Origin of the sequence: Acidiphilium sp. 34-64-41 (genome assembly GCF_002282635.1) — a bacterium.
Lineage (GTDB): Bacteria > Pseudomonadota > Alphaproteobacteria > Acetobacterales > Acetobacteraceae > Acidiphilium > Acidiphilium rubrum.
On record NZ_NCJX01000025.1, the window covers coordinates 8,174 to 27,871 of the forward strand.

17 protein-coding genes are annotated in these 19,698 nt (G+C 64.5%); 10 read left to right on the forward strand and 7 right to left on the reverse strand.

Going from position 1 to position 19,698, the window contains the following annotated elements:
* Positions 1-220: 220 nt before the first annotated feature.
* Positions 221-1,315, reverse strand: a complete 1,095-nt coding sequence (locus B7X49_RS07355; RefSeq protein ID WP_286703063.1) for a low specificity L-threonine aldolase — start codon at positions 1,313-1,315, stop codon at positions 221-223.
* Positions 1,316-1,391: 76 nt separating this feature from the next.
* Between B7X49_RS07355 and B7X49_RS07360 the strand changes: the two genes are divergently transcribed.
* From B7X49_RS07360 to cobA, 8 genes are all read left to right on the forward strand, one after another.
* The gene (locus B7X49_RS07360; RefSeq protein WP_286703064.1) at positions 1,392-2,762 is read left to right on the forward strand and encodes an FAD-binding oxidoreductase; all 1,371 of its coding nucleotides are present in this window, start codon (positions 1,392-1,394) and stop codon (positions 2,760-2,762) included.
* A gap of 68 nt (positions 2,763-2,830) precedes the next feature.
* Entirely contained in the window at positions 2,831-3,418 is a 588-nt protein-coding gene (locus B7X49_RS07365) for an ANTAR domain-containing response regulator (protein ID WP_286703065.1), read from the forward strand.
* A gap of 13 nt (positions 3,419-3,431) precedes the next feature.
* Positions 3,432-4,346, forward strand: a complete 915-nt coding sequence (locus B7X49_RS07370; RefSeq protein ID WP_286703066.1) for an ABC transporter substrate-binding protein — start codon at positions 3,432-3,434, stop codon at positions 4,344-4,346.
* A gap of 275 nt (positions 4,347-4,621) precedes the next feature.
* Positions 4,622-5,851 carry a NarK/NasA family nitrate transporter gene (locus B7X49_RS07375; RefSeq protein ID WP_286703067.1) on the forward strand — a complete coding sequence of 410 codons (1,230 nt, stop codon included), beginning with the start codon at positions 4,622-4,624 and terminating at the stop codon, positions 5,849-5,851.
* Positions 5,852-5,876: 25 nt separating this feature from the next.
* On the forward strand, positions 5,877-8,216 hold the full coding sequence (locus tag B7X49_RS07380; protein WP_286838825.1) for an NAD(P)/FAD-dependent oxidoreductase: 2,340 nt from the start codon (positions 5,877-5,879) through the stop codon (positions 8,214-8,216).
* Positions 8,216-8,563: a nitrite reductase small subunit NirD gene (gene nirD / locus B7X49_RS07385; RefSeq protein WP_029313283.1), complete on the forward strand. Its 348-nt coding sequence runs from the start codon at positions 8,216-8,218 to the stop codon at positions 8,561-8,563. Before B7X49_RS07380 ends, nirD begins: the two co-directional genes overlap by 1 nt.
* Positions 8,560-11,172 carry a molybdopterin-dependent oxidoreductase gene (locus B7X49_RS07390; RefSeq protein ID WP_286703069.1) on the forward strand — a complete coding sequence of 871 codons (2,613 nt, stop codon included), beginning with the start codon at positions 8,560-8,562 and terminating at the stop codon, positions 11,170-11,172. Before nirD ends, B7X49_RS07390 begins: the two co-directional genes overlap by 4 nt.
* Positions 11,150-11,935, forward strand: a complete 786-nt coding sequence (gene cobA / locus B7X49_RS07395) for a uroporphyrinogen-III C-methyltransferase (RefSeq protein WP_286703070.1) — start codon at positions 11,150-11,152, stop codon at positions 11,933-11,935. The genes B7X49_RS07390 and cobA overlap by 23 nt, the downstream gene beginning before the upstream one ends.
* Here cobA and B7X49_RS07400 read toward each other — a convergent pair.
* The 4 genes from B7X49_RS07400 to B7X49_RS07415 all read right to left on the reverse strand — a co-directional run bounded on the left by B7X49_RS07400 (position 11,890) and on the right by B7X49_RS07415 (position 16,196).
* Entirely contained in the window at positions 11,890-12,609 is a 720-nt protein-coding gene (locus B7X49_RS07400; RefSeq protein WP_286703071.1) for an energy transducer TonB, read from the reverse strand. The genes cobA and B7X49_RS07400 overlap by 46 nt on opposite strands.
* A 14-nt stretch (positions 12,610-12,623) precedes the next feature.
* Positions 12,624-13,034, reverse strand: coding sequence for a biopolymer transporter ExbD (locus B7X49_RS07405; RefSeq protein WP_286703072.1), 411 nt, complete (start codon positions 13,032-13,034; stop codon positions 12,624-12,626).
* Between the two features lie 4 nt (positions 13,035-13,038).
* A complete protein-coding gene (locus tag B7X49_RS07410; protein WP_286703073.1) occupies positions 13,039-13,707 on the reverse strand; it encodes a MotA/TolQ/ExbB proton channel family protein in 669 nt (222 codons plus the stop codon).
* 92 nt (positions 13,708-13,799) lie between these two features.
* Positions 13,800-16,196 (reverse strand): TonB-dependent receptor, encoded by a 2,397-nt coding sequence (locus tag B7X49_RS07415; RefSeq protein WP_286703074.1) that lies wholly within the window; start codon positions 16,194-16,196, stop codon positions 13,800-13,802.
* A 246-nt stretch (positions 16,197-16,442) separates the two neighbouring features.
* Between B7X49_RS07415 and B7X49_RS07420 the strand changes: the two genes are divergently transcribed.
* Together B7X49_RS07420 and B7X49_RS07425 are read left to right on the forward strand one after the other, a co-directional pair.
* Complete coding sequence (locus tag B7X49_RS07420) at positions 16,443-17,495, forward strand: aldo/keto reductase (RefSeq protein ID WP_286703075.1); 1,053 nt, start codon at positions 16,443-16,445, stop codon at positions 17,493-17,495.
* Between the two features lie 3 nt (positions 17,496-17,498).
* Entirely contained in the window at positions 17,499-18,917 is a 1,419-nt protein-coding gene (locus B7X49_RS07425) for an MFS transporter (RefSeq protein ID WP_286703076.1), read from the forward strand.
* On the opposite strand, the gene B7X49_RS07430 is transcribed toward B7X49_RS07425, so the two are convergent.
* Positions 18,900-19,310, reverse strand: coding sequence for an acyl-CoA thioesterase (locus tag B7X49_RS07430; protein ID WP_286703077.1), 411 nt, complete (start codon positions 19,308-19,310; stop codon positions 18,900-18,902). The genes B7X49_RS07425 and B7X49_RS07430 overlap by 18 nt on opposite strands.
* Positions 19,310-19,636 carry a thioredoxin gene (gene trxA, locus B7X49_RS07435; RefSeq protein WP_029313273.1) on the reverse strand — a complete coding sequence of 109 codons (327 nt, stop codon included), beginning with the start codon at positions 19,634-19,636 and terminating at the stop codon, positions 19,310-19,312. The genes B7X49_RS07430 and trxA overlap by 1 nt, the downstream gene beginning before the upstream one ends.
* Between the last annotated feature and the right edge of the window lie 62 nt (positions 19,637-19,698).

Consider the following 19,698-nt stretch of genomic DNA (forward strand, 5'->3'; position numbering starts at 1 on the left):
CCGCTAGATAAACCAAGGGGGGTGGGGGTGAGAAAGGGAAAAAGTTAGGCAGACGAAAAGAAGTACTTCTTTTTTGTAAAAAAGAAGCAAAAAACTTTTTTAATCTGGGGCACGGGCGTTGGAACCGGTACGGGCCCAGATGAAAAAAGTTTTTTTTGCTTCTTTTTTGTTCACAAAAAAGAAGATTCTTGCTTGCGTTTGTTTCGCCTGGCTTCAGGCGTCACGCCGCATCGCGCAACGCGATCAGAGCCGCGACAATCTCATCCACGCCCCATGCCAGCGTGGCATCTCCCACCACGATCTCGCCCATTGCGCTGTCCGGCAGCAGGCCCTGGCTGAACCAGCCGAACAGCCAGCACTGGCGTTCTCGCGCCACGGTCAGTACCGCCTGGTTCATCCGCGCCGCCGATGCCGCGAAGTGCACTTGAAACGAGTTGCATTGCGGCGGATCGGGGAACAGCGTGATCCCTGCCACGCCGCGCAGCGCTGCCGCGATGTCGCACGCGCGCCGGTAATAATCGCCCATCCGGGGCAGGGTGGTGTCCAGCGCATCGAGCGCGGTCACGATCATTGGAAACGCCATCGGCAGGTCCCCGCCGTAGCGCACGCGCCAGGGTTTCGCGGCATCGATCGTGGCGCGATCGCCGGCCAGCACGCAGCCACCGAGACCACCCAACCCCTTGTAGAGCGATACGTAGACCGTGTCCGCGACCGCGGCGATGTCGGCCAAGGGCCGATCGTACCAGGGTTGCACCTCCCATAACCGCGCGCCGTCGAGATGCAGTGGCACGCCGACCTCGCGTGCCCAGCCGGCGATTGCCTGCAGATCATCCCACGGCAGTGCCTGATAGCCTGGCCGGCGGAGCGGCAATTCCAATGTGACGGCTGCCAGCGGCTCGCGCACGCCTGCCAGATCGGTCACGGTGAAATGCCGTTCATCGCGCCCCAACCGCACCGGCACCAGCCCGGCCAGCCGCGCGAGCGCGTCCTTTTCGTCGATTGCCAGATGAGATTGCGGATGCAGCGCCACGGTACGCCGGTTGAGCCGGTTCGCGTGGACCAGCAACGCGGCCTGCTGGGCGATGATGCCTTTGGGAAACCACAGCCCGGCTTCCTTGCCGAGCAATGCCGCAACCCGCGTCTCCAGCAATTCGATCGCGGGACCTTCGCTGTAGTGATCGAGCCCCAGGCCGATATGCGGTGAGGCCGCCAGCGCCGTCGTAAACGCCGCGGCCGTCACGGGCCCCGGCGCGGACAAAAAGTGGATGCACCCCGCGCGCAGCGCGGCGCGTTCGTTTTCGCTCGATTGGCTCATGAAATCTCCTGCTGCCGCGTCATGCCACGGGCCGCGCGATGATGACAAACCGGCCCAATCCCGATACTTTGGTGTGATGGAAACGTCAGCAACCATCGCCGCCGCCCGCAGCCTGTTCGGCGATCGCCTCAGTCTCAACCAGACGATCCGCGAAACCCATGCGCATGGCGAGGCCAATGCGGCGAATACCTTGCCGGATGCGGTGATCTTCCCGGAGACCACCGGCGAGATCTCCCAGCTTCTGGCGGTGTGCCATGCCAACCGCACGCCGGTGACGCCGTTCGGTGCCGGGACGTCGCTTGAAGGGCATGTCACGCCGGTCGCCGGCGGCATCAGCCTTGATTTGACGCGCATGAACCGCATTCTTGCCGTCAATGATGCCGATCTGGATGGCCGGGTCGAAGCCGGCGTTACCCGCAAGCAGCTCAACACATATTTGCGCGACCATGGCCTGTTTTTTCCGGTCGATCCCGGTGCGGACTGCACGATCGGCGGTATGTGCGCCACCCGCGCCTCCGGCACCAACGCCGTGCGCTATGGCACCATCCGGGACAACGTGCTTGGGCTGCGCGCCGTGCTGGCCGATGGGACGATCGTGGATACCGGCGGGCGGGTACGCAAGTCGGCCACCGGCTATGACCTTACGCGCCTGCTGATCGGCTCGGAGGGTACGCTTGGCATCATTACTGAGATCCAGCTTCGGCTGTACGGCATCCCCGAGGCGATTGGCGCAGCGGTGTGCGGTTTCGCGACCGAGCGCGGCGCGATCGATGCGGTGATCGAGATCATGCAGACGGGCATTCCGGTCGCGCGGATCGAATACGCCGATCCCGACCAGATGGCGGTCTCGATCGCTTATTCCAAGCTCGATCTGATCGCCCAGCCGACCCTGCTGTTCGAGTTCCATGGCACGGCGCGCGGTGTTGCCGAGCAGGCCGCGATGGCCGAGGCGATTACCGCTGCTCATGGCGGCCAGAGTTTCGCCTTCGCCACCGAAACCGAAGCCCGCAACAAGCTCTGGCAGGCGCGCCACGATGCCTATTGGGCCGCGCGGGCCGCGTTTCCGGGCCACGGCGCGTTTTCGACCGACACGATCGTGCCGATTTCCAACCTTGCCGAAGCGATGGAACAGGCGCGTGAATCGGTTACGGCATCGGGCCTGCGCGCCTGCATCGTCGGTCATGTCGGCGATGGTAATTTCCATGTTCTGATCCTGTATCCCGATACGGCGGATGGTGCCGCGCGCGCCTGGGCGCTCGACCGGGAAATCGTCGGCCAGGCGCTCGATCTTGGCGGGGCGGCCAGCGGCGAGCACGGTGTTGGCATCGGCAAGCGGGAATTCATGATGCGTGAGCATGGCGCCAGCGCGCTGGCCATGATGCGGAGCATCAAATCGGCGCTCGACCCGCGCGGCATTCTGAACCCGGGCAAGATGTTTCTCGACTGAGCGGCCGATGATGGCAGCCATCTTGCATTGCCCGGTGATGAACGACCGCACAGGGCCGATGACGCAACGTGGATATCCTGATCGCCGATACCGACCCCGCCCGTGCCGAAACGCTTGCTGCGCGTCTGGCTGTGCAAGCTGGGGCAGGCCGCATCCGCATCGCGCCGCCGCTGGAAAATCTGGCGCTGATCGTCGCGGCGGAGCGGCCGGATATCGTGATCGTGGATATGGCGCGCGCGGATCGTGACAGTCTTGAGCACTTGCGCAGCATCGCCGCCCACCAGATGCCGGTGATGCTGTTCATCGATGAAGACGACCCCGCTTTCATGGAAGAGGCGATCAGCGCCGGCGTGGTGTCCTACCACGTCAACGCCGCCAGTATCACCGACATCAAGCCGATCCTGCGCAGCGCCATCGCGCTGTATCGCCACGCCAGCGCCCGGGACGTGCGCCTTGCCGCCGCGGAGGCGGAATTGTCGGACCGCCGGCTGATCGATGGGGCGAAGCGCCTGCTGATGCGCCGCGATAACATGAGCGAGCCGGCCGCCCACCGTTTTCTGCAGCGCCGGGCGATGGAGCGCCAGATGCGCTTGGCGGATGTTGCGCGCGCATTGCTCGCTGCGCCATCGGCCGGCGAATCGGGGGATTATGCTTGATGAGGGGCACGGCATGAGTGGGCAGAAATTGAACATCGGCATCCTGCGCCTGCTCGATAGCGCGCCGGTTCTGATCGCCCGTGAACGTGGGTTCTTTGCTGCTGCCGGGCTCGATGCGAGCGTGCTGATCGAGCCGTCCTGGGCCAATATCGCCGACAAGCTGGCCTATGGGATGCTCGATGCCGCCGTGATCCTGGGGCCGCTCGCGATGGCCATGAGCCTGGGCCTGCGCGGTCGCGCGACCGGCCTGCGGCTGGCCGCCACGCTGAGCCGCAACGGCAACGCGATCGTGCTGGCAAACCGTTTCGCCGCCCAGCCTGATCTTGCCTCTGGCATCGGCAGCGCCCGATTTGCGGTGGTGCACGCCTATTCCAACCACGACCTGCTGTTGCGCGACTGGTTGGCGGCGCGCGGGGTTGCGCCCGGTGCCGCGACCATCGTCACGCTGCCGCCCGCCGATATGCAGACCGCCCTGGCGCGCGGCAGCATCGCGGGTTTTTGCGCCGGCGCGCCGTGGGGCGCCTTGGCCGCGCGCGCGGGTGTTGGTTCGCTGGTCGCGACCTCGGCGGCCATCGCGCCCGGCCATCCGGAAAAACTTGTGGTCATTCGTGAAGAGATCGCCGCGGCCAACCCGATGCTTGCGGCCGCGCTGCGCGATGCCCTGGGTGCCGCGACCGAGTTGTGCCATCTGCCGGAGCATCGCGCCGGGCTGGCCGCCAGCCTCGCATTGCCCGCCAACCTCGATCTTCCGGCTGAGTTGCTGGCTGAATCCTTGAGTGGTGAGGACGGCAATCCGCTGTTCATGCGGGGCGTCGAACTGCGCCCGGCCCGTGCCGATCTGCAATGGACGATCGCGCGGATGCAGCGCGCCGGCCACCTGGCCGGTACCGACCCTGCGGCGGCGGAGCGGTCACTGTTGCGGCAATAAGGCGTCGCCGTCGTGACTAAGAAAGCGGCACATGGCTGAAAATACGGTTAATGATGCCTTTGTAATCGGCAAATGAACTTCGCTATTCCGAAAAAGACCGAAGTTTGGGCCGCAATGGTTTTGGCATCATTCTTGCTGCTGTGGTTGCGCACGGAAACGTGTTGCGCCGCTGCCAAGGACGGTTTCGGCGCTCGCCCGGGGTGAAAGCTCCGCTGCACAGGATCGCGCGCCAATGAGGGCCGTTTCGCGGATCATGGATCCGCAGGAGTGCGACCATGAGCGTATCGCGTGATAAATCGTTTCTGAAGGCGGGACATTTCCCGAGCCTGCTCGCGGCTTTTCTGTATTTCGACATGAGCTTCATGATCTGGGTGCTGCTTGGTCCCCTGGCGGTGCAGATCGGCAAGCTGCTTCATCTCGACCCTGCCCAGAAGGGGCTGATGATCGCGCTGCCGGTGCTCTCCGGCGCTCTGCTGCGCATCGTCGCGGGTTTCGCGGTCGATCAGTTCGGCGCGCGTGCTACCGCCATCGTCGCCCAGATCATCGTCATCCTCGGGCTCGGCTTCGCCTGGTTGCATGGGATCACCTCGTACCACGAAGTGCTGGCGCTTGGGCTTGTTCTTGGTGTTGGCGGTGCCTCCTTCGCGGTCGCGCTGCCGCTGGCCTCGCGCTGGTACCCGCCCGAGCACCAGGGCACCGCGCTCGGCATCGCCGGCGCGGGCAATATCGGCACTGTCGTTACCGCGCTGGCCGCCCCCTCGCTCGCCATCGCGATCGGCATCGGTGGCGTGTTCGGCGTTGCCGCGATCCTGATGATCCTGACCCTGATCGGCTTTGCGGTCCTCGCCAAGAACCCGCCCGCCTATAAATTCCCGCAACCGCTCGGCAAATATTTCGAGGTCCTGAAAATCGCCGACACCTGGTGGTTCATGGGTTTCTACGGCGTCACTTTCGGTGGTTTCGTTGGTCTGTCCGCCGCGCTTACCCTGTATTTCCACACGGTTTACGGCCTCACCCCGGTGCATGCCGGCTTTGCCACCGCAGCCTGCGCCTTCGTTGGTGGCTCGATCCGCCCGTTCGGCGGCTACCTTGCGGATCGGCTGGGCGGCGTGCGCGTGCTCTCGGCGCTGTATCTGCTGGCGGCGGCGGCGCTGATTGTGCTGAGCATGGGCATCGGCAGTTTCTGGCCGGCGCTCGCGGTGTTCATTGTCGTGATGGCGGCGTTCGGCATGGGTGACGGGGCGGTGTTTCAGCTGATCCCCGCCCGGTTTGGCCGCGAGATTGGCACCGCAACTGGCTTCGTCGGCATGGCCGGCGGCGTCGGCGGCTTCTACCTCGCCTCCAGCCTTGGCTTTTCCAAGCAGCTTACCGGCTCCTATGGCGCGGGCTTCCTGATTTTCGCGGGCCTCGCCCTGCTCGCTTTCGGGGGTTTGTCGATCGTCAAGCACCGCTGGCGTGCCGATTTCACCGCCGCCGCGATCGACGGTGCGACCGTTCGCGTTTGACCTTTATCAACAGAAAGTCTGCACCATGGATGGTTCCAACATGCCCCGCCCGCGCCTTGTGGTGATTGGCAACGGCATGGCCGGCATGCGCACGGTCGAGGAGAGTCTCGCCCTGGCCCCCGGCCATTTCGACATCACCGTGTTCGGCGGCGAAGCGCAGCCGAACTATGATCGGATCATGCTCTCGCCGCTGCTCGCCGGCGGCAAGAGCTTCGCCGACATCGTGCTGAACGACTACGATTGGTACGCGGCCAACAACATCCGCCTGATCGCCGGCGAGCATGTCGATTGGGTGGACCGCAAGAACCGGCTCGTGCGCGGTGCCAAGGGCAGCGAGGTGCCTTATGACATGCTGCTGCTGGCGACCGGCTCGAACCCGTTCGTCCTGCCGATCCCCGGCGCGGACAAGGCGGGCGTGCTCACCTTCCGCACCGTCGCCGATGTCGAGGACATGCTGGCGGTGGTGAAACAGGGGACCAAAACCGTGGTCATCGGCGGCGGCCTGCTCGGGCTGGAAGCCGCCCATGGGCTCAATCTGCGCGGTGCGGATGTCACCGTGATCCATTTGATGCCGACGCTGATGGAACGCCAGCTCGATGCCTCGGCCGCCTATCTGCTCGAACGCGCCCTGACCAGGCGGGGCATGACCATCCTGACCGCGACCGAGACCGCCGCGTTCGAGGGTGATGAAGCAATCACCGCCGTCCGGCTGAAGGACGGCACCCGGATTCCGGCTGAGCTCGTGGTCATGGCGGTCGGCATCCGGCCCAACGCGGGGCTTGCCCGCGCGATCGGCCTGGAGTGCAACCGCGGCGTGCTGGTCGATGACTGGATGCGCACGTCCGATCCTGCGATTTTTGCGATCGGCGAATGCGTCGAGCACAACGGGCAGGTGTTCGGCCTGGTCGCGCCGATCTGGGATATGGCGAAAATCGCGGCGAAAACCATGGTCGGCGCGCCGGCGCCCGGGTTCACGCCGGTCGCCAGCGTTACCCGCCTCGTGCTGCGGGAAAACCGCATCGTCGGCATGGTCTGCATCGGCGATGCCAGTGATGCCGCGTGGCATTTCCAGCTGATGAAGGACGAGACCGATATCGAGGCGTTTCGCGACACGCTGATTTTCGGCCCGGTCAGCGACGATGCGGCCGACCCGGATGCCGCGGTGCTCGCCTTGCCCGACAGTGCGGAGATCTGCGGCTGCAACGGCGTCTGCAAGGGTGCGATCACCGCATCGATCACGGCGTTCGGCCTGACCACGGCCGATGCGGTCCGCGCGAAGACCAAGGCCTCATCATCCTGCGGCTCGTGCACCGGTCTGGTCGAGGCGCTGCTGAAATCAGCGCTCGGCGCCGCCTATGCGCCGGTTTCGGTCAAGCCGATGTGCGCATGCACCACCCTGGCGCATGACGAGGTGCGCCGCCGCATCACGGGCGGTGCGCTGAAGACCATTCCCGCCGTGATGCAGGCGCTCGAATGGCACACGCCGGATGGCTGCGCCGCCTGCCGGCCGGCGTTGAATTATTATTTGATCTGCGCGTGGCCGGGCGAATACGTCGATGATGCGCAGTCGCGCTTCGTCAACGAGCGCATGCACGCCAATATCCAGAAGGACGGGACCTTCTCGGTCGTGCCGCGCATGTGGGGCGGGCTGACCAATTCGCGCGAGTTGCGCGCGATCGCCGATGTGGTCGATAAATATTCGATCCCCGAGGTCAAGATCACCGGCGGCCAGCGGATCGACATGCTCGGGGTCAAGCGCGAAGATCTCACCGCCGTCTGGCGCGATCTCAATGCCGCCGGGCTGGTCTCCGGCCATGCCTACGGCAAGGCGCTGCGCACCGTGAAAACCTGCGTCGGTTCCGAATGGTGCCGCTTCGGCACACAGAACTCGACCGCGATGGGTGTGGCGCTCGAACGCATGTCGTGGGGCTCGTGGACGCCGCACAAGTTCAAGATGGCGGTCTCCGGCTGCCCGCGCAACTGTGCTGAATCGAGCATCAAGGATTTCGGCGTGATCGCGACCGACGCGGGCTGGGACCTGATGGTCGGCGGCAACGGCGGCATCAAGCTGCGCGGCACCGACATGCTCTGCAAAGTCACCACCGATGCCGAAGTCATGGAATATTGTGCCGCCTTCATGCAGCTCTATCGCGAGGAGGCCCGCTACCTCGAACGCACCGCGCCCTGGATCGAGCGGGTCGGGATCGCGTATGTCCGCCAGCGCATCGTTGATGATCACGCCGGGCGCGGCGACCTCGCGTCCCGCTTTCACCACGCGCAGCGCTTCGCGCAGTTCGACCCCTGGGCCGAGCAATCGACCGGGCCGGAGCCGGCGCAATACAGCCACGTCGCGGAGTTGGTGTAATGGACGGCATGATGGCCGAAGCGGCCTTTATCGACATCGGCGGGCTCGATGACATTCCCCTGCGCGGGGCGCGCACCGTCGCCACGGCGCATGGCACCATCGCCATTTTCCGCACCGGCGATGATGCGGTGTTCGCGCTCCGCGATTCCTGCCCGCATCGCGGCGGGCCGATCAGCCATGGCATCGTCCATGGCCACGGCGTCACCTGCCCGTTGCATGGCTGGGTGATCTCGCTCGAATCCGGTGCCGCGGTCGGTGAGGACGCGCCCTGCATCGCGCGGTTTCGCACCCGCATCGAGGGCAGCCGCATCCTGCTCGACATCGCCGGACCCATTACCACGGCATGAACACCACCTGCCCCTATTGCGGGGTCGGCTGCGGGCTGATCGCGGGGCCTGAGGGCCTCACCGGCGATGCCGCGCATCCGGCCAATCGCGGCAAGCTCTGTGTGAAAGGTGCGACGCTTGGCCTGACGCTGGATGACCGCGACCGGCTCACCACACCGACCATCGGCGGCCGCGCCGCGACCTGGTCCGAAGCGCTCGATCACGCGGCCGATCGCTTCGCTGCCGCGATCGCCGAACACGGGCCGGATTCCGTGGCCTTTTACGTCTCGGGCCAATTCCTGACCGAGGATTATTACGTCGCCAACAAGCTGATGAAAGGCTTCATCGGCAGCGGCAATATCGACACCAACTCCCGCCTCTGCATGGCGAGCCCGGTTGCCGCCCATATCCGTGCCTTCGGTGAGGACATCGTGCCCGGCGTCTATGCCGATTTCGACGAAGCCGATCTCATCGTGTTCACCGGCGCCAATGCCGCCTGGTGCCACCCGGTGCTGTTCCAGCGCGCGCTGCGCGCCCGTGAGGTGCGCGGCACCAAAATCATCGCGATCGACCCGCGCCGCAGCGCCACGGCGGACCTCGCCGATTTGCACATCCCGATCGCCCCGGGTGGCGATCTTGCGTTGTTCGCGGCTCTGCTGAACCTCTGCGCCGAACGCGGCGTGCTCGATCATGGCTTCATCCGCAACCATACCAGCGGGTTCGACGATGCGCTGATCGCCGCCCGCACCGCGGGCCACGGCATCGATGATGCGCTGTTCGACCAACTGGCCGATCTGGTCGCGACCACGCCGCGCATGGTCACCGCCTTCTCGCAGGGCGTCAACCAATCGGAAATCGCGACCGATACCATCAACGCCATCCTTAATCTGCATCTCGCGACCGGCCGGATCGGCAAGCCCGGTGCGACGGCCTTCTCGCTCACCGGCCAGCCGAACGCGATGGGCGGGCGCGAGGTCGGCGGCCTGGCCAATCAGCTCGCAGCGCATCTTGCCTTCGACGATCCGGCCCATCACGATCTGCTCCGGCGGTTCTGGCAGGCCCCCAACCTCGCGCGGCACCAGGGCCTCAAGGCGGTCGATCTGTTCGATGCGATGCACCAGGGCCGCATCCAGGCGATCTGGATCGCGGGCACCAACCCCGCCGAATCGCTACCGCGCAGCAATCATATCCGCGCGGCGCTGGAGCGCTGCCCCACGGTCATTGTCGCCGATTGCTGGCCGACCGCGACCACGGCGCGCGCGCATATCGTGCTGCCTGCCGCCGGCTGGTCGGAAAAGGACGGCACCGTCACCAACTCCGAACGTCTGATCTCCCGCCAGCGCGCCTTTCGTTCGGCACCCGGCGATGCGAAGCCCGACTGGTGGATGTTCACCGAACTCGCCCGCCGCCTCGGCCACGCGGCCGCGTTCGATTTCGCAAACCCCGCCGCCATCTTTCGTGAACATGCGGCACTCTCCGCCTTTGAAAACAACGGCGCCCGCCGCTTCGATCTCACCCCGCTCGCCGCCATACCGGACGAGGATTACGACGCCCTGCGTCCTTTGCACTGGCCGGTCGCGCCGGGCGACCAGCGCCTGTTCACCCGGGGCGATTTCAGCACGCAGGACCGCCGCGCCCGGTTCATCGCCGTTACCGCTTGTCCCCGCGCGATCGCCGCATCCGGCACAATCACCCTGAACACCGGCCGCCTGCGCGATCAATGGCACACCATGACCCGCACCGGGCGCATCCCCGCGCTGATGGCCCATCGCGACGCCGCCACGCTCGACCTCGCGCCGCCCGACGCCGAGCGCCACGGCATCGGAACCGGCGATCTGGTCGAACTGACCAGTGCCCACGGCACCATCACGCTGCCCGCCCGGCTCGATGCGGCGCAAAGCGCGGGCACGGGCTTTGCCGGCATGCACTGGACCCAGGATCAAGGCAGCGCCGGCACCATCAACCGGCTGATCGGTTCCGCGCGCGATCCGGTTTCGGGCGAACCCGCGTTCAAACACGGTATCGCGCGCATCAGGAAAATCGAGCCGATCTGGCACGGTATCGCGCTGTGCCGGAATGCGGCCATCGCCCGCCTCAAGCCTGAGATCGGTGCCGTATGGTCGCGCACCCCGCGGGCCGGCGGGCTGATCCACCTGCGGTTCACCGGCACCGCGCCGCTGGCGCAAGGCACCACCTGCCGCACGCTCGCCGCGACCATGTTCGACCTGCAAGATACGATCGAAACGGTCGACTACGCCGATGCCAAATGCGGCGTGTTCCGCCTCGCGGCCCTGAACGGCGGCAGCATCCTGCTGCTGCTTCACGTCGCGCGCGATCACGCAGCCTCGCCCACGGTCGAGGCGCTGGAACAGCGCTTCAGCCAGGCGCTGGGCTCGCTCGATGCCGGTGCGCTGCTGATCGGCCGGGGTGCCAGCCGCGCCGTGCCGACCGGCCGGATCGTCTGTGTCTGCCATCAGGTCAGCGAACCCGCGATCCGCGCCGCCATGGCCGCCGGTCGCCTCACCACGATCGAGGCGATCGGTGCGGCCACCAAGGCCGGCACCGGCTGCGGCTCCTGCGTTTCCGAACTCAAGGGATTTCTCCGCCATGAATGCGTCGCCGCCGAATAATGCCGCACTACTCCCGGTCATCCTCGCCGGTGCCGGCCCGGGCGATCCCGATCTGCTGACGGTCAAGGCTCATCGCGCGATCGCGGCGGCGGACGTTATTCTGCACGATGCGCTGGTCGACCCCCGCATCCTTGCCCTTGCCACCGGCCGGCTCATCAACGTCGGCAAGCGTTGCGGCCGTCATGCGATGAAGCAATCCGAGATCTGCGCGCTGCTGGTCCGGCACGCGCGCACCGGCGCCCGCGTGCTGCGCCTGAAAGGGGGTGATCCGATGATCTTCGGCCGCGCCAACGAGGAAATCGCCGCCCTGCGCGCCGCAGGCATCGGGCTCACCATCATCCCCGGCATCACCGCTGCCACCGCCGCCGCAGCGGCGGTCGAAGCCTCGCTGACCGCGCGCGACATTGCCCGCAGCGTTACCTTCATCACCGGCCACGCCAGCGATGGCGGTTTGCCCGAACAGGATTGGGCGGCACTCGCGCGCCTGCGCGGCACCATCGCCTTCTACATGGGCGCCCGCCACGCCGGCATGATCGCCGATCGTTTGATCGAAGCCGGGCTCGACCCGGCGACGCCGGGCATCATCGTCATGAACATCAGCCGTGCTGATGAAACACACCGCACTGCCCGGCTGATCGACCTCGCCGACGGGATCGCCGCCGATGAGCTTGCATCACCCGCGCTGATCCTGATCGGCGCGGCGCTCGATGTCGCGCGTCAGCCGGCGCGCAGCTTGACCTGCAGGGTGAAACTCACCGCGTGATGCGGCATTTTGCCGGAAAACGGCGGAAACCGCGTGGCCCGCACGGCGGCGAGCGCTGCCTGGTCGATCGGCGGCGCGCCCGAGGAGCGCAGCACCGAAACCCCGACCAGCGCACCGCTTGGCGCGATCGTGATGGATACCGTGGTCACACCGCGCAGATGCATCATTTGCACCATTGCGGGTACGTGCAGATCGGCCTGCACCGATGAATGCACCAGGGCGGCATAGCGCGCCGTCGCACTTTCCACCTCGGCCGCCGAAACCGCGGGCTGAACCGGTGGCGGGGGTGGCGGTTGTGGCCGCGGCACGGCGATATGCGGCACCGGCTTCATCGGGTGCGGCTTCGGGATCGGCCGGGGCACGGGCCGGGGAATCGGCTTGGGTGGCGGCGGTGGCGGCAGCGGTTTCGGCGGTGCTACGGGTAGCGGCGGCGGGGGCAGGGGCTTCGGCGGCGGCGGCATCGGCTTGGGCGGTGGCGGCAAGGGCTTCGGCTTCGGGGGCGGTGCCATCATCTGGATCTTCATGATCCGTGGCCGATGATTGGCAACCGGCCCTGGCTGGTTGGCAAAATGCACGAACGCCAAGGTGGCCGCTGCTTCGACCAGCAACGCCGCAACCAATGCGAAGCCGAACCGGTCGGGCTCCTGATACGGCAACCGAGCTCGCCCCGCCATGCTCACGCCCGACATTACTGAGCCCCCGGCGCCGGTTGCGCCGCGATGCCGATATCGGTGACCCCGGCCTTGCGCGCGGCATCCATCACCGTCACGAAATGCTGGAATGCTACATGCTTGGAGGCCGCAATGGTCACCTGCGTCTTGGCGGTATCGCCGTCAGCCTGAAACAGCGCGGTCAGCTGCGGCGGGGTGAGCACCTTGTCCTTCACCTTCACCGTGCCATCCTTCAGGATGTTCACGGTGAATTTCGGGTGTTTCAGATGCTGAGTCTGGCTCGAGGTCGGCAATTGCAGCGACACGCCTGCATCCGGGATCATCTGCAACGTCACGATAATGAAGAACACCAGCAGAAACAGCATGACGTCGATCATCGGGATGATCTCGACCCGCGCCTTGCGGGCCTCGAAATAGCGCAGTTTCATGACGCTACTCCGCCGCCGCGCGCATCGAGCCGCCGGCCCGCACCATCGGCACCAGCAGGGCGCCATCGGTCCGATTCAGCACCATAGTCTTGATGGTTTCCAGTTGATGCAGGATCAGGCGGACCTGGTTTTGCAGCATGTTGAAGGCCGACAAACCCAGCATCGCGATCAGAATACCAAACGCGGTCGCCACCAGCGCATCGGCGACGCCGCCGGTCACCTCCGCCGGCGCGTGGCCCGGCGTCGCCAGCACCGAGAACGCATGGAACATGCCGATGATGGTGCCGAACAAGCCCAGCAGCGGTGCGAGCGTCACGATGGTATCGAGAATCCACAGTCGCTGGTCGAGCCTGGGTGCGACCAACATGATCGCCTCGTCCATCCGGTTGCCCATCGCGGTCGGGTCGGCATCGGCAATGTGATGCAGCGCGGTATCGAGCAGGACCGCTTCGGGCTGGCGGCCGGCAAAGTCGCGCATTTCGGCCACGTCGTTGACCGATAGCTGACCCATCCGCGCCATCCGCGTCACGATCGCGTTGCCGCGCAAAATCGCCCGGCGCAGGTACCACACCCGGTCGAGCATCACCGCGGTCGCGATCAGGAACAGAACGGCGAGGACGTAGAGCACGCCGTCCGAATAATTGGCGAGGTGGATGATATAGGCGAGTGTCATGGTCGCTGTCTCCGGCGGTTACAGACGCGGCGCAGCCTTAGACGAAGCTGCGCCGCAGTAGTGTGAAGGATCGATGACAGTTGAAGCCGGGATTAGAAATGCATCCCGACACTGCCATAGATGGTGAACGGCGCGCCCGGATAGGCCAGCAGATAGCCACCGTTGGACGTACCGAAATAGCCGCCCGACGAGATATACTCGTATTCGTTGTAGCGATTATTGGTCACGTTCAGCGCCGTCAGTTTGAAGTCGATCGATTTCTTGCCGGCGTAGGGCAGAATGATCGGCGCGCTGACCTTGAAGGACAGGTTGAACGTACCGTAGCTCGGCATCGTCTGGTGGCTTGGCGCTCCGGTCACGTTGTTGAACAGGTTCTGCGTGCCGTTGAACTGAACCCAGGCGCGCGGTTCAAGCAATGTGTTGTGATACAGATAATCGTAATAGGCGCCGACGTTGAAGCTCTTTTCGGGAACATAGGGAACCTTGCTGCCCGAGTAGCTGGTGCCGGGATTGGCCGCGCCCGCGCCGGTTACGTATGTCTGATAATTCGCATTGGTGATCGAGGCGTTGCCGTAGACGAACAGATTGTAGAGCGGGTTGTCGTTGAAATACATATTCACGCCCTTGTAGATCGAGCTACCGCTGGCGGTGATCTCGTTCCCGTTCGCGAGCGTGTAGTTGATCGACTGTTTGGCGTAGCGCAGGTGGAAATAGCTGATACCGGCCAGGAAGTGATGCAGAATTCCATCATCCTCGACGTTGAACTTGGCGCCACCCTGGAAGTCCTGGCCCAATTCAAGATGATACGAGTTCGGGTTGACCTTCTGGAACAATCCGCCGCCGCCGCCGACCGAAGGCGTGCGCAGGGATTCGGCGTAGCTGCCGTACAGCGCGAGCCATGGCAGAACCTGTAGATTGGCCGAAAGCGAAGGCTCGACGCCGCTGCGGCTTTCGTTCGCACCGCAACTCGCACCCTGATCGGTCACGTTGCCCTTGGTCTTGGCGCCGGTCAGCGGGCAATGCGTCGACAGCACGACGCCTGGCGCGAAGCCGAAATCCTGCAACGAGCCGTTGGAATAGCCGGTCTGGAAATTCACGAAACGAACGCCCGGCGTGATGTGCAACGCCGCGATCGGGCGGAAATCATCCTGCGCGAACAGTGCGAAATCGTCCTGGGTGAAATAGGACGAGCGGATTTTGCCGCCGATATTGACAACACCCTTGTTGCCGCCGTCGGCTACATTGTAGAAGTTATTCCGAGAATTATAAGTATCGTGGATATAGTAGGCGCCGGCATCGACCGTGTTCATTGCAAAGCTCTTGCTCAGCCAGAGCTTGTCGCCGAAAATATTGGTGTGCGGGCTGTTATATTCACTGACGTTCGGACCCGTGTTGTACAGGTCGTTCAGGCGCGAATGGACGCGGGTGATATTTTCGTACCAGGTCAGATTATGCAGCGTGGTCGCGTCACCAAGGTCGATGTTCTCCTTGGCGAACACCAGCCACATCGCATTGGTATCGAATTTCTCATAGGTGTTGAACGGCAGCGCGCTGTCGTAGCCCGAGGTCTGCTGGCTATACAGGGTCGAGCCCGCCATCCCCGGATTGCCGGTGATGGTGACACCCGCCTGCGGCGTGGTGGGAATGACGGGTACGCGGTAGCCGGCGCTGCGCGCGAAATAGCCGCCGAACTGGATGTTGCCGGCGGAGAACTGCTTCACGGTTTTCAGATAGATCGAGTAATTCTCGTTCGGACTTTTGAACCCGTCAGCCGCGGTGCGGAAACTGTTGCCGTCGCCGGCGCCGCCCGCGAGCACGGTGGACCAGCCATCGTAAAGCCCGGTGCGCAGGTCGAATTCGATGTTCTTTTGGCCGTAGCTGCCATAGGTCAGGTTGACATCGCCACCCGGTTTCGAGGTCGGCTGCATGGGTGTGTACTCAACCCCGCCGCCGATGTTGTTGTACCAGCGATTGACCGGATTGCCCGGCCCATAGGTGACCTGCGTGCTCTGGATCATCCCGGTCTGCGGAATGGTGTTGGATTGCCACAGGTTGGTCGACGGATCGACCACCGGAATCCCATCGAGCGTCACGCCGATCGAGCCGGTGCCGGTAAACCCGCCGTAGCCGCCCCAGCCTTGCTGCACGCCATCGAGCGTGATGGTGTATTTGGCCGAACCTGTATTGCCATAGCCGGTCACGGTTACGCCCGGCGAATACGACAGGATCTGCGCGGCACCGCCGACCGGGCCGGCCGCATCCATGATCTTGCGATCGAGCACGCGGGTCGTGGTGCCGGATTTGAAGAGTTTCTTGTGCGTCGGTGCGGTCGTGGCGCCCGGCACATATGCTGAACCGTTCGCACTCACGGTTCCCGCATTGACCGCCTGCGCTCGTGCTGCAACCGGGGCGAGTGCTGTGCCCGACAGCAGCAACACGGCAAAAGCCGTGCGTTTTCCATGATATTTTACGTGCGCATGTTGTGCCACGTTGATCTCCTTTGGTGTGCGTGAAACCGCCTGTTACGGTCTGTATCTTGCGGCGCTCAAACCAGATGAACGAAATGCAAGCAATGCGTTATCGCGAGTCTCGCTGCTTGTTTCACGGAACCTTCAAAAAACTGTCCCGCAATTGTCATTATCCGGCAATCTGCCCGACACGACTGACCTTGCGACCGGCGCGCCGCACCCCGACATAGGCGGCGAGACGCCACCACACCCAACATCGGAGTCACGATGCAATACCGCCAACTCGGCCGCTCCGGCCTGAAAATTTCGACCCTCACGCTCGGCACCATGACCATGGGCGGCAAGGGCGCTTTCGAAAAAGTCGGCAATGTCGGGCTCGCGGAAGCCAAGCGCCAGATCGATCTCTGCCTCGATGCCGGGGTCAACCTGATCGACACGGCCGACATTTATTCCACCGGCGGTTCCGAAGAGATTATCGGCGAGGCGCTGGGCGGCGTGCGCAAATCGGGTGTCATGCTCGCAACCAAAGTGCGCTTCCCGATGGGCAAGGGCCCGAACGATGCCGGACTGTCGCGCCATCACATTATCGAAGCGTGCAACGCCAGCCTCAAACGTCTGCGGACCGACTACATCGATCTCTATCAGGTCCATGAATGGGACGGCATCACCCCGCTCGATGAAACGATCGAGGCGCTGAACACGCTGATCAGCCACGGCAAGGTGCGCTACATCGGCTGCTCGAACTATTCCGCCTGGCATATCATGAAGGCGCTCGGCATCAGCGATGCGACGCACCGCCGGCGCTTCGTCAGCCAGCAGATCCATTACACGCTGGAGGCCCGCGAGGCGGAGAACGAATTGCTGCCGCTCGCGCACGACCAGGGGCTGGGCGTGCTGGTCTGGAGCCCGCTCGCCGGTGGCCTGCTGTCGGGCAAGCATCGCCGCGACCAGAAAACCCCCGAAGGCACCCGCCAACTCGCTGGGTGGAAGGAACCGCCGATCAACAACGAAGCCCGGCTGTGGGACATCATCGACGTACTGGTGAAAATCGCCGATGCCCGCGGCGTCAGCGGGGCGCAGATCGCGCTGGCCTGGCTGCTCGGCCGCCCGACCATCACCTCGGTCGTCATCGGTGCCCGCAATGAGGCCCAGCTTGCCGATAATCTGCAAGCGGCTTCGGTGGAACTCACCAGCGAGGAGCGTGCGGCGCTCGATCAGGTCAGTCTGTTGCCGCTGCAATATCCCTACTGGCATCAGGCGCAAACCGCGAAGGACCGGCTCGGCCCGGCCGATCTGCTGCTGCTCGGCCCGCATCTCTGAACCATGACGCAAACGGTCGAAACCGATGTTCCCGCACGGCTCGACCGTCTGCCTTGGGCGCGGTTTCACTGGCTGGTGGTTTGCGCCCTCGGCGTCACCTGGATTCTCGATGGGCTTGAGGTCACCATGGTCGGCTCGCTGTCCGGTGCCATCGCCAAATCGCCGTCGATGCACCTATCGAGCGCGGATGTCGGTGCGCTCGGCAGCGCCTATGTCGCCGGCGCCGTGCTGGGCGCGCTGTTCTTTGGCTGGCTGACCGATCGGCTTGGCCGCAAAAAACTCTTCACCATCACGCTACTCGTTTATCTAACGGCCACGATCGCTTCAGGGCTGGCCTGGAGTTTTACTTCGCTGCTGGTATTCCGCTTCATTACGGGTACCGGCATCGGCGGCGAGTATTCCGCGATCAACGCGACCATCCAGGAGCTCATTCCCGCCCGCATGCGCGGCTTCACCGATCTGGTGATCAACGGCAGTTACTGGATCGGTGCGGCGCTCGGTGCGATCGGCGCGCTCGCGGCGCTTGACCCCGCGATTATCCCGGTCGCGTATGGCTGGCGCGCCGCCTTCATCATCGGCGGGTTGATCGCGGCCATCGCGTTGCTGCTGCGCCGCTTCATCCCCGAAAGCCCGCGCTGGCTGATGACGCATGGCCGGCCCGATGAAGCCGCCGCCATCGTCACCGGCATTGAAACCCGCATCGGCATTGCCCCGCCCGATCATCCGTTGAAAACGATCCGACTGCGCACCGATGTCAAATCGTGGTTCGTGGTCGGCCTGCGCGCCCTCTTCACGCGCTACCGCGAGCGCGCCGTGCTCGGCATCACGCTGATGACCGCCCAGGCCTTCTGCTACAACGCCATTTTCTTCACCTACGCGCTCGTGCTCACCAAATTCTATCATGTCCCGAGTGCGCGCATCGGCCTGTATATCCTGCCCTTCGCGCTCGGCAATTTCGCCGGCCCGCTGCTGCTCGGCCGCCTGTTCGACACGTTGGGCCGGCGCATCATGATCACCGCGACCTACGGCATTTCGGGTGTTCTGATGGCGATCACTGGCGCGCTGTTTGCCCACAACGTTCTATCCGCCGCCAGCCAGACCGCCGCGTGGACCATCATTTTCTTCTTCGCCTCGGCGGCCGCGAGCTCAGCCTATCTCACGGTCAGCGAAAGCTTCCCGCTCGAGATCCGCGCCATCGCGATCGCGCTGTTCTACGCCTTCGGTACCGCGATCGGCGGCATCGTCGGGCCCATTCTGTTCGGCGCCCTGATCGGCAGCGGCAACCGCGGCAACTTGATGGATGGCTATCTGCTCGGCGGCGGCCTGATGCTGATCGCCGCCGTCACCGAAGCCCTGATCGGCCCCGATTCCGCCGGCAAATCGCTCGAAGACATAGCACAGCCGTTATCGGAGATTGTCTGACCCCACCACGATCGGTCGTGGCCGTCCCTCGCTGTCGATCGCAACGAAGGTGAACACCGCCTTGGTCACCCGCCGCTCGTTCTCGGAATCGCGCGCGCGCCGCCAGGCCTCGACATTCACCTTGATCGAGGTCCGCCCGACCGAGACCAGATCGGCGTAGACACTCACCTCATCGCCGATTTTCACCGGCCGGATGAAGCTCATCGCGTCCACTGCGACGGTCGCGATCCGCCCGTGCGCGACGCGCCCGGCCAGATTGCTGCCACCCAGATCCATCTGCGCCATCAGCCAGCCGCCGAAAATATCGCCGTTCGCATTGGCGTCGGCCGGCATGGCGATGGCACGGATCATCGGATGCGTCGGCGGCGGCGCCTCCGGATCGTCAGATGGCATCAGAGATTTTTGTCGATGAAGGCTTTCAGCACGCTCTTCGGCGCCGCACCCACATGCGTGGCGGCGGCCTTGCCGTCCTTGAACAGGATTAAGGTCGGAATCCCGCGCACGCCGAATTTGGTCGGCGTCATCGGGTTTTCATCGATGTTCACCTTCGCGATCGACAGCTTGCCAGCATACTCCCCGCCAAGCTCCTCCAGCGCGGGCGCGATCACCCGGCAGGGGCCGCACCACTCGGCCCAGAAATCGACCAGCACGGGCTCTTTCGATTCCAGCACCGAAATGGAAAACTCGGCATCGGAAACAGGTTTTGTCACGGCGCTCATGAGCGGTACTCCTTTATCTATTGCAAAATAATGGCGCGGATCATGCGTCAGGGCAATCGGGC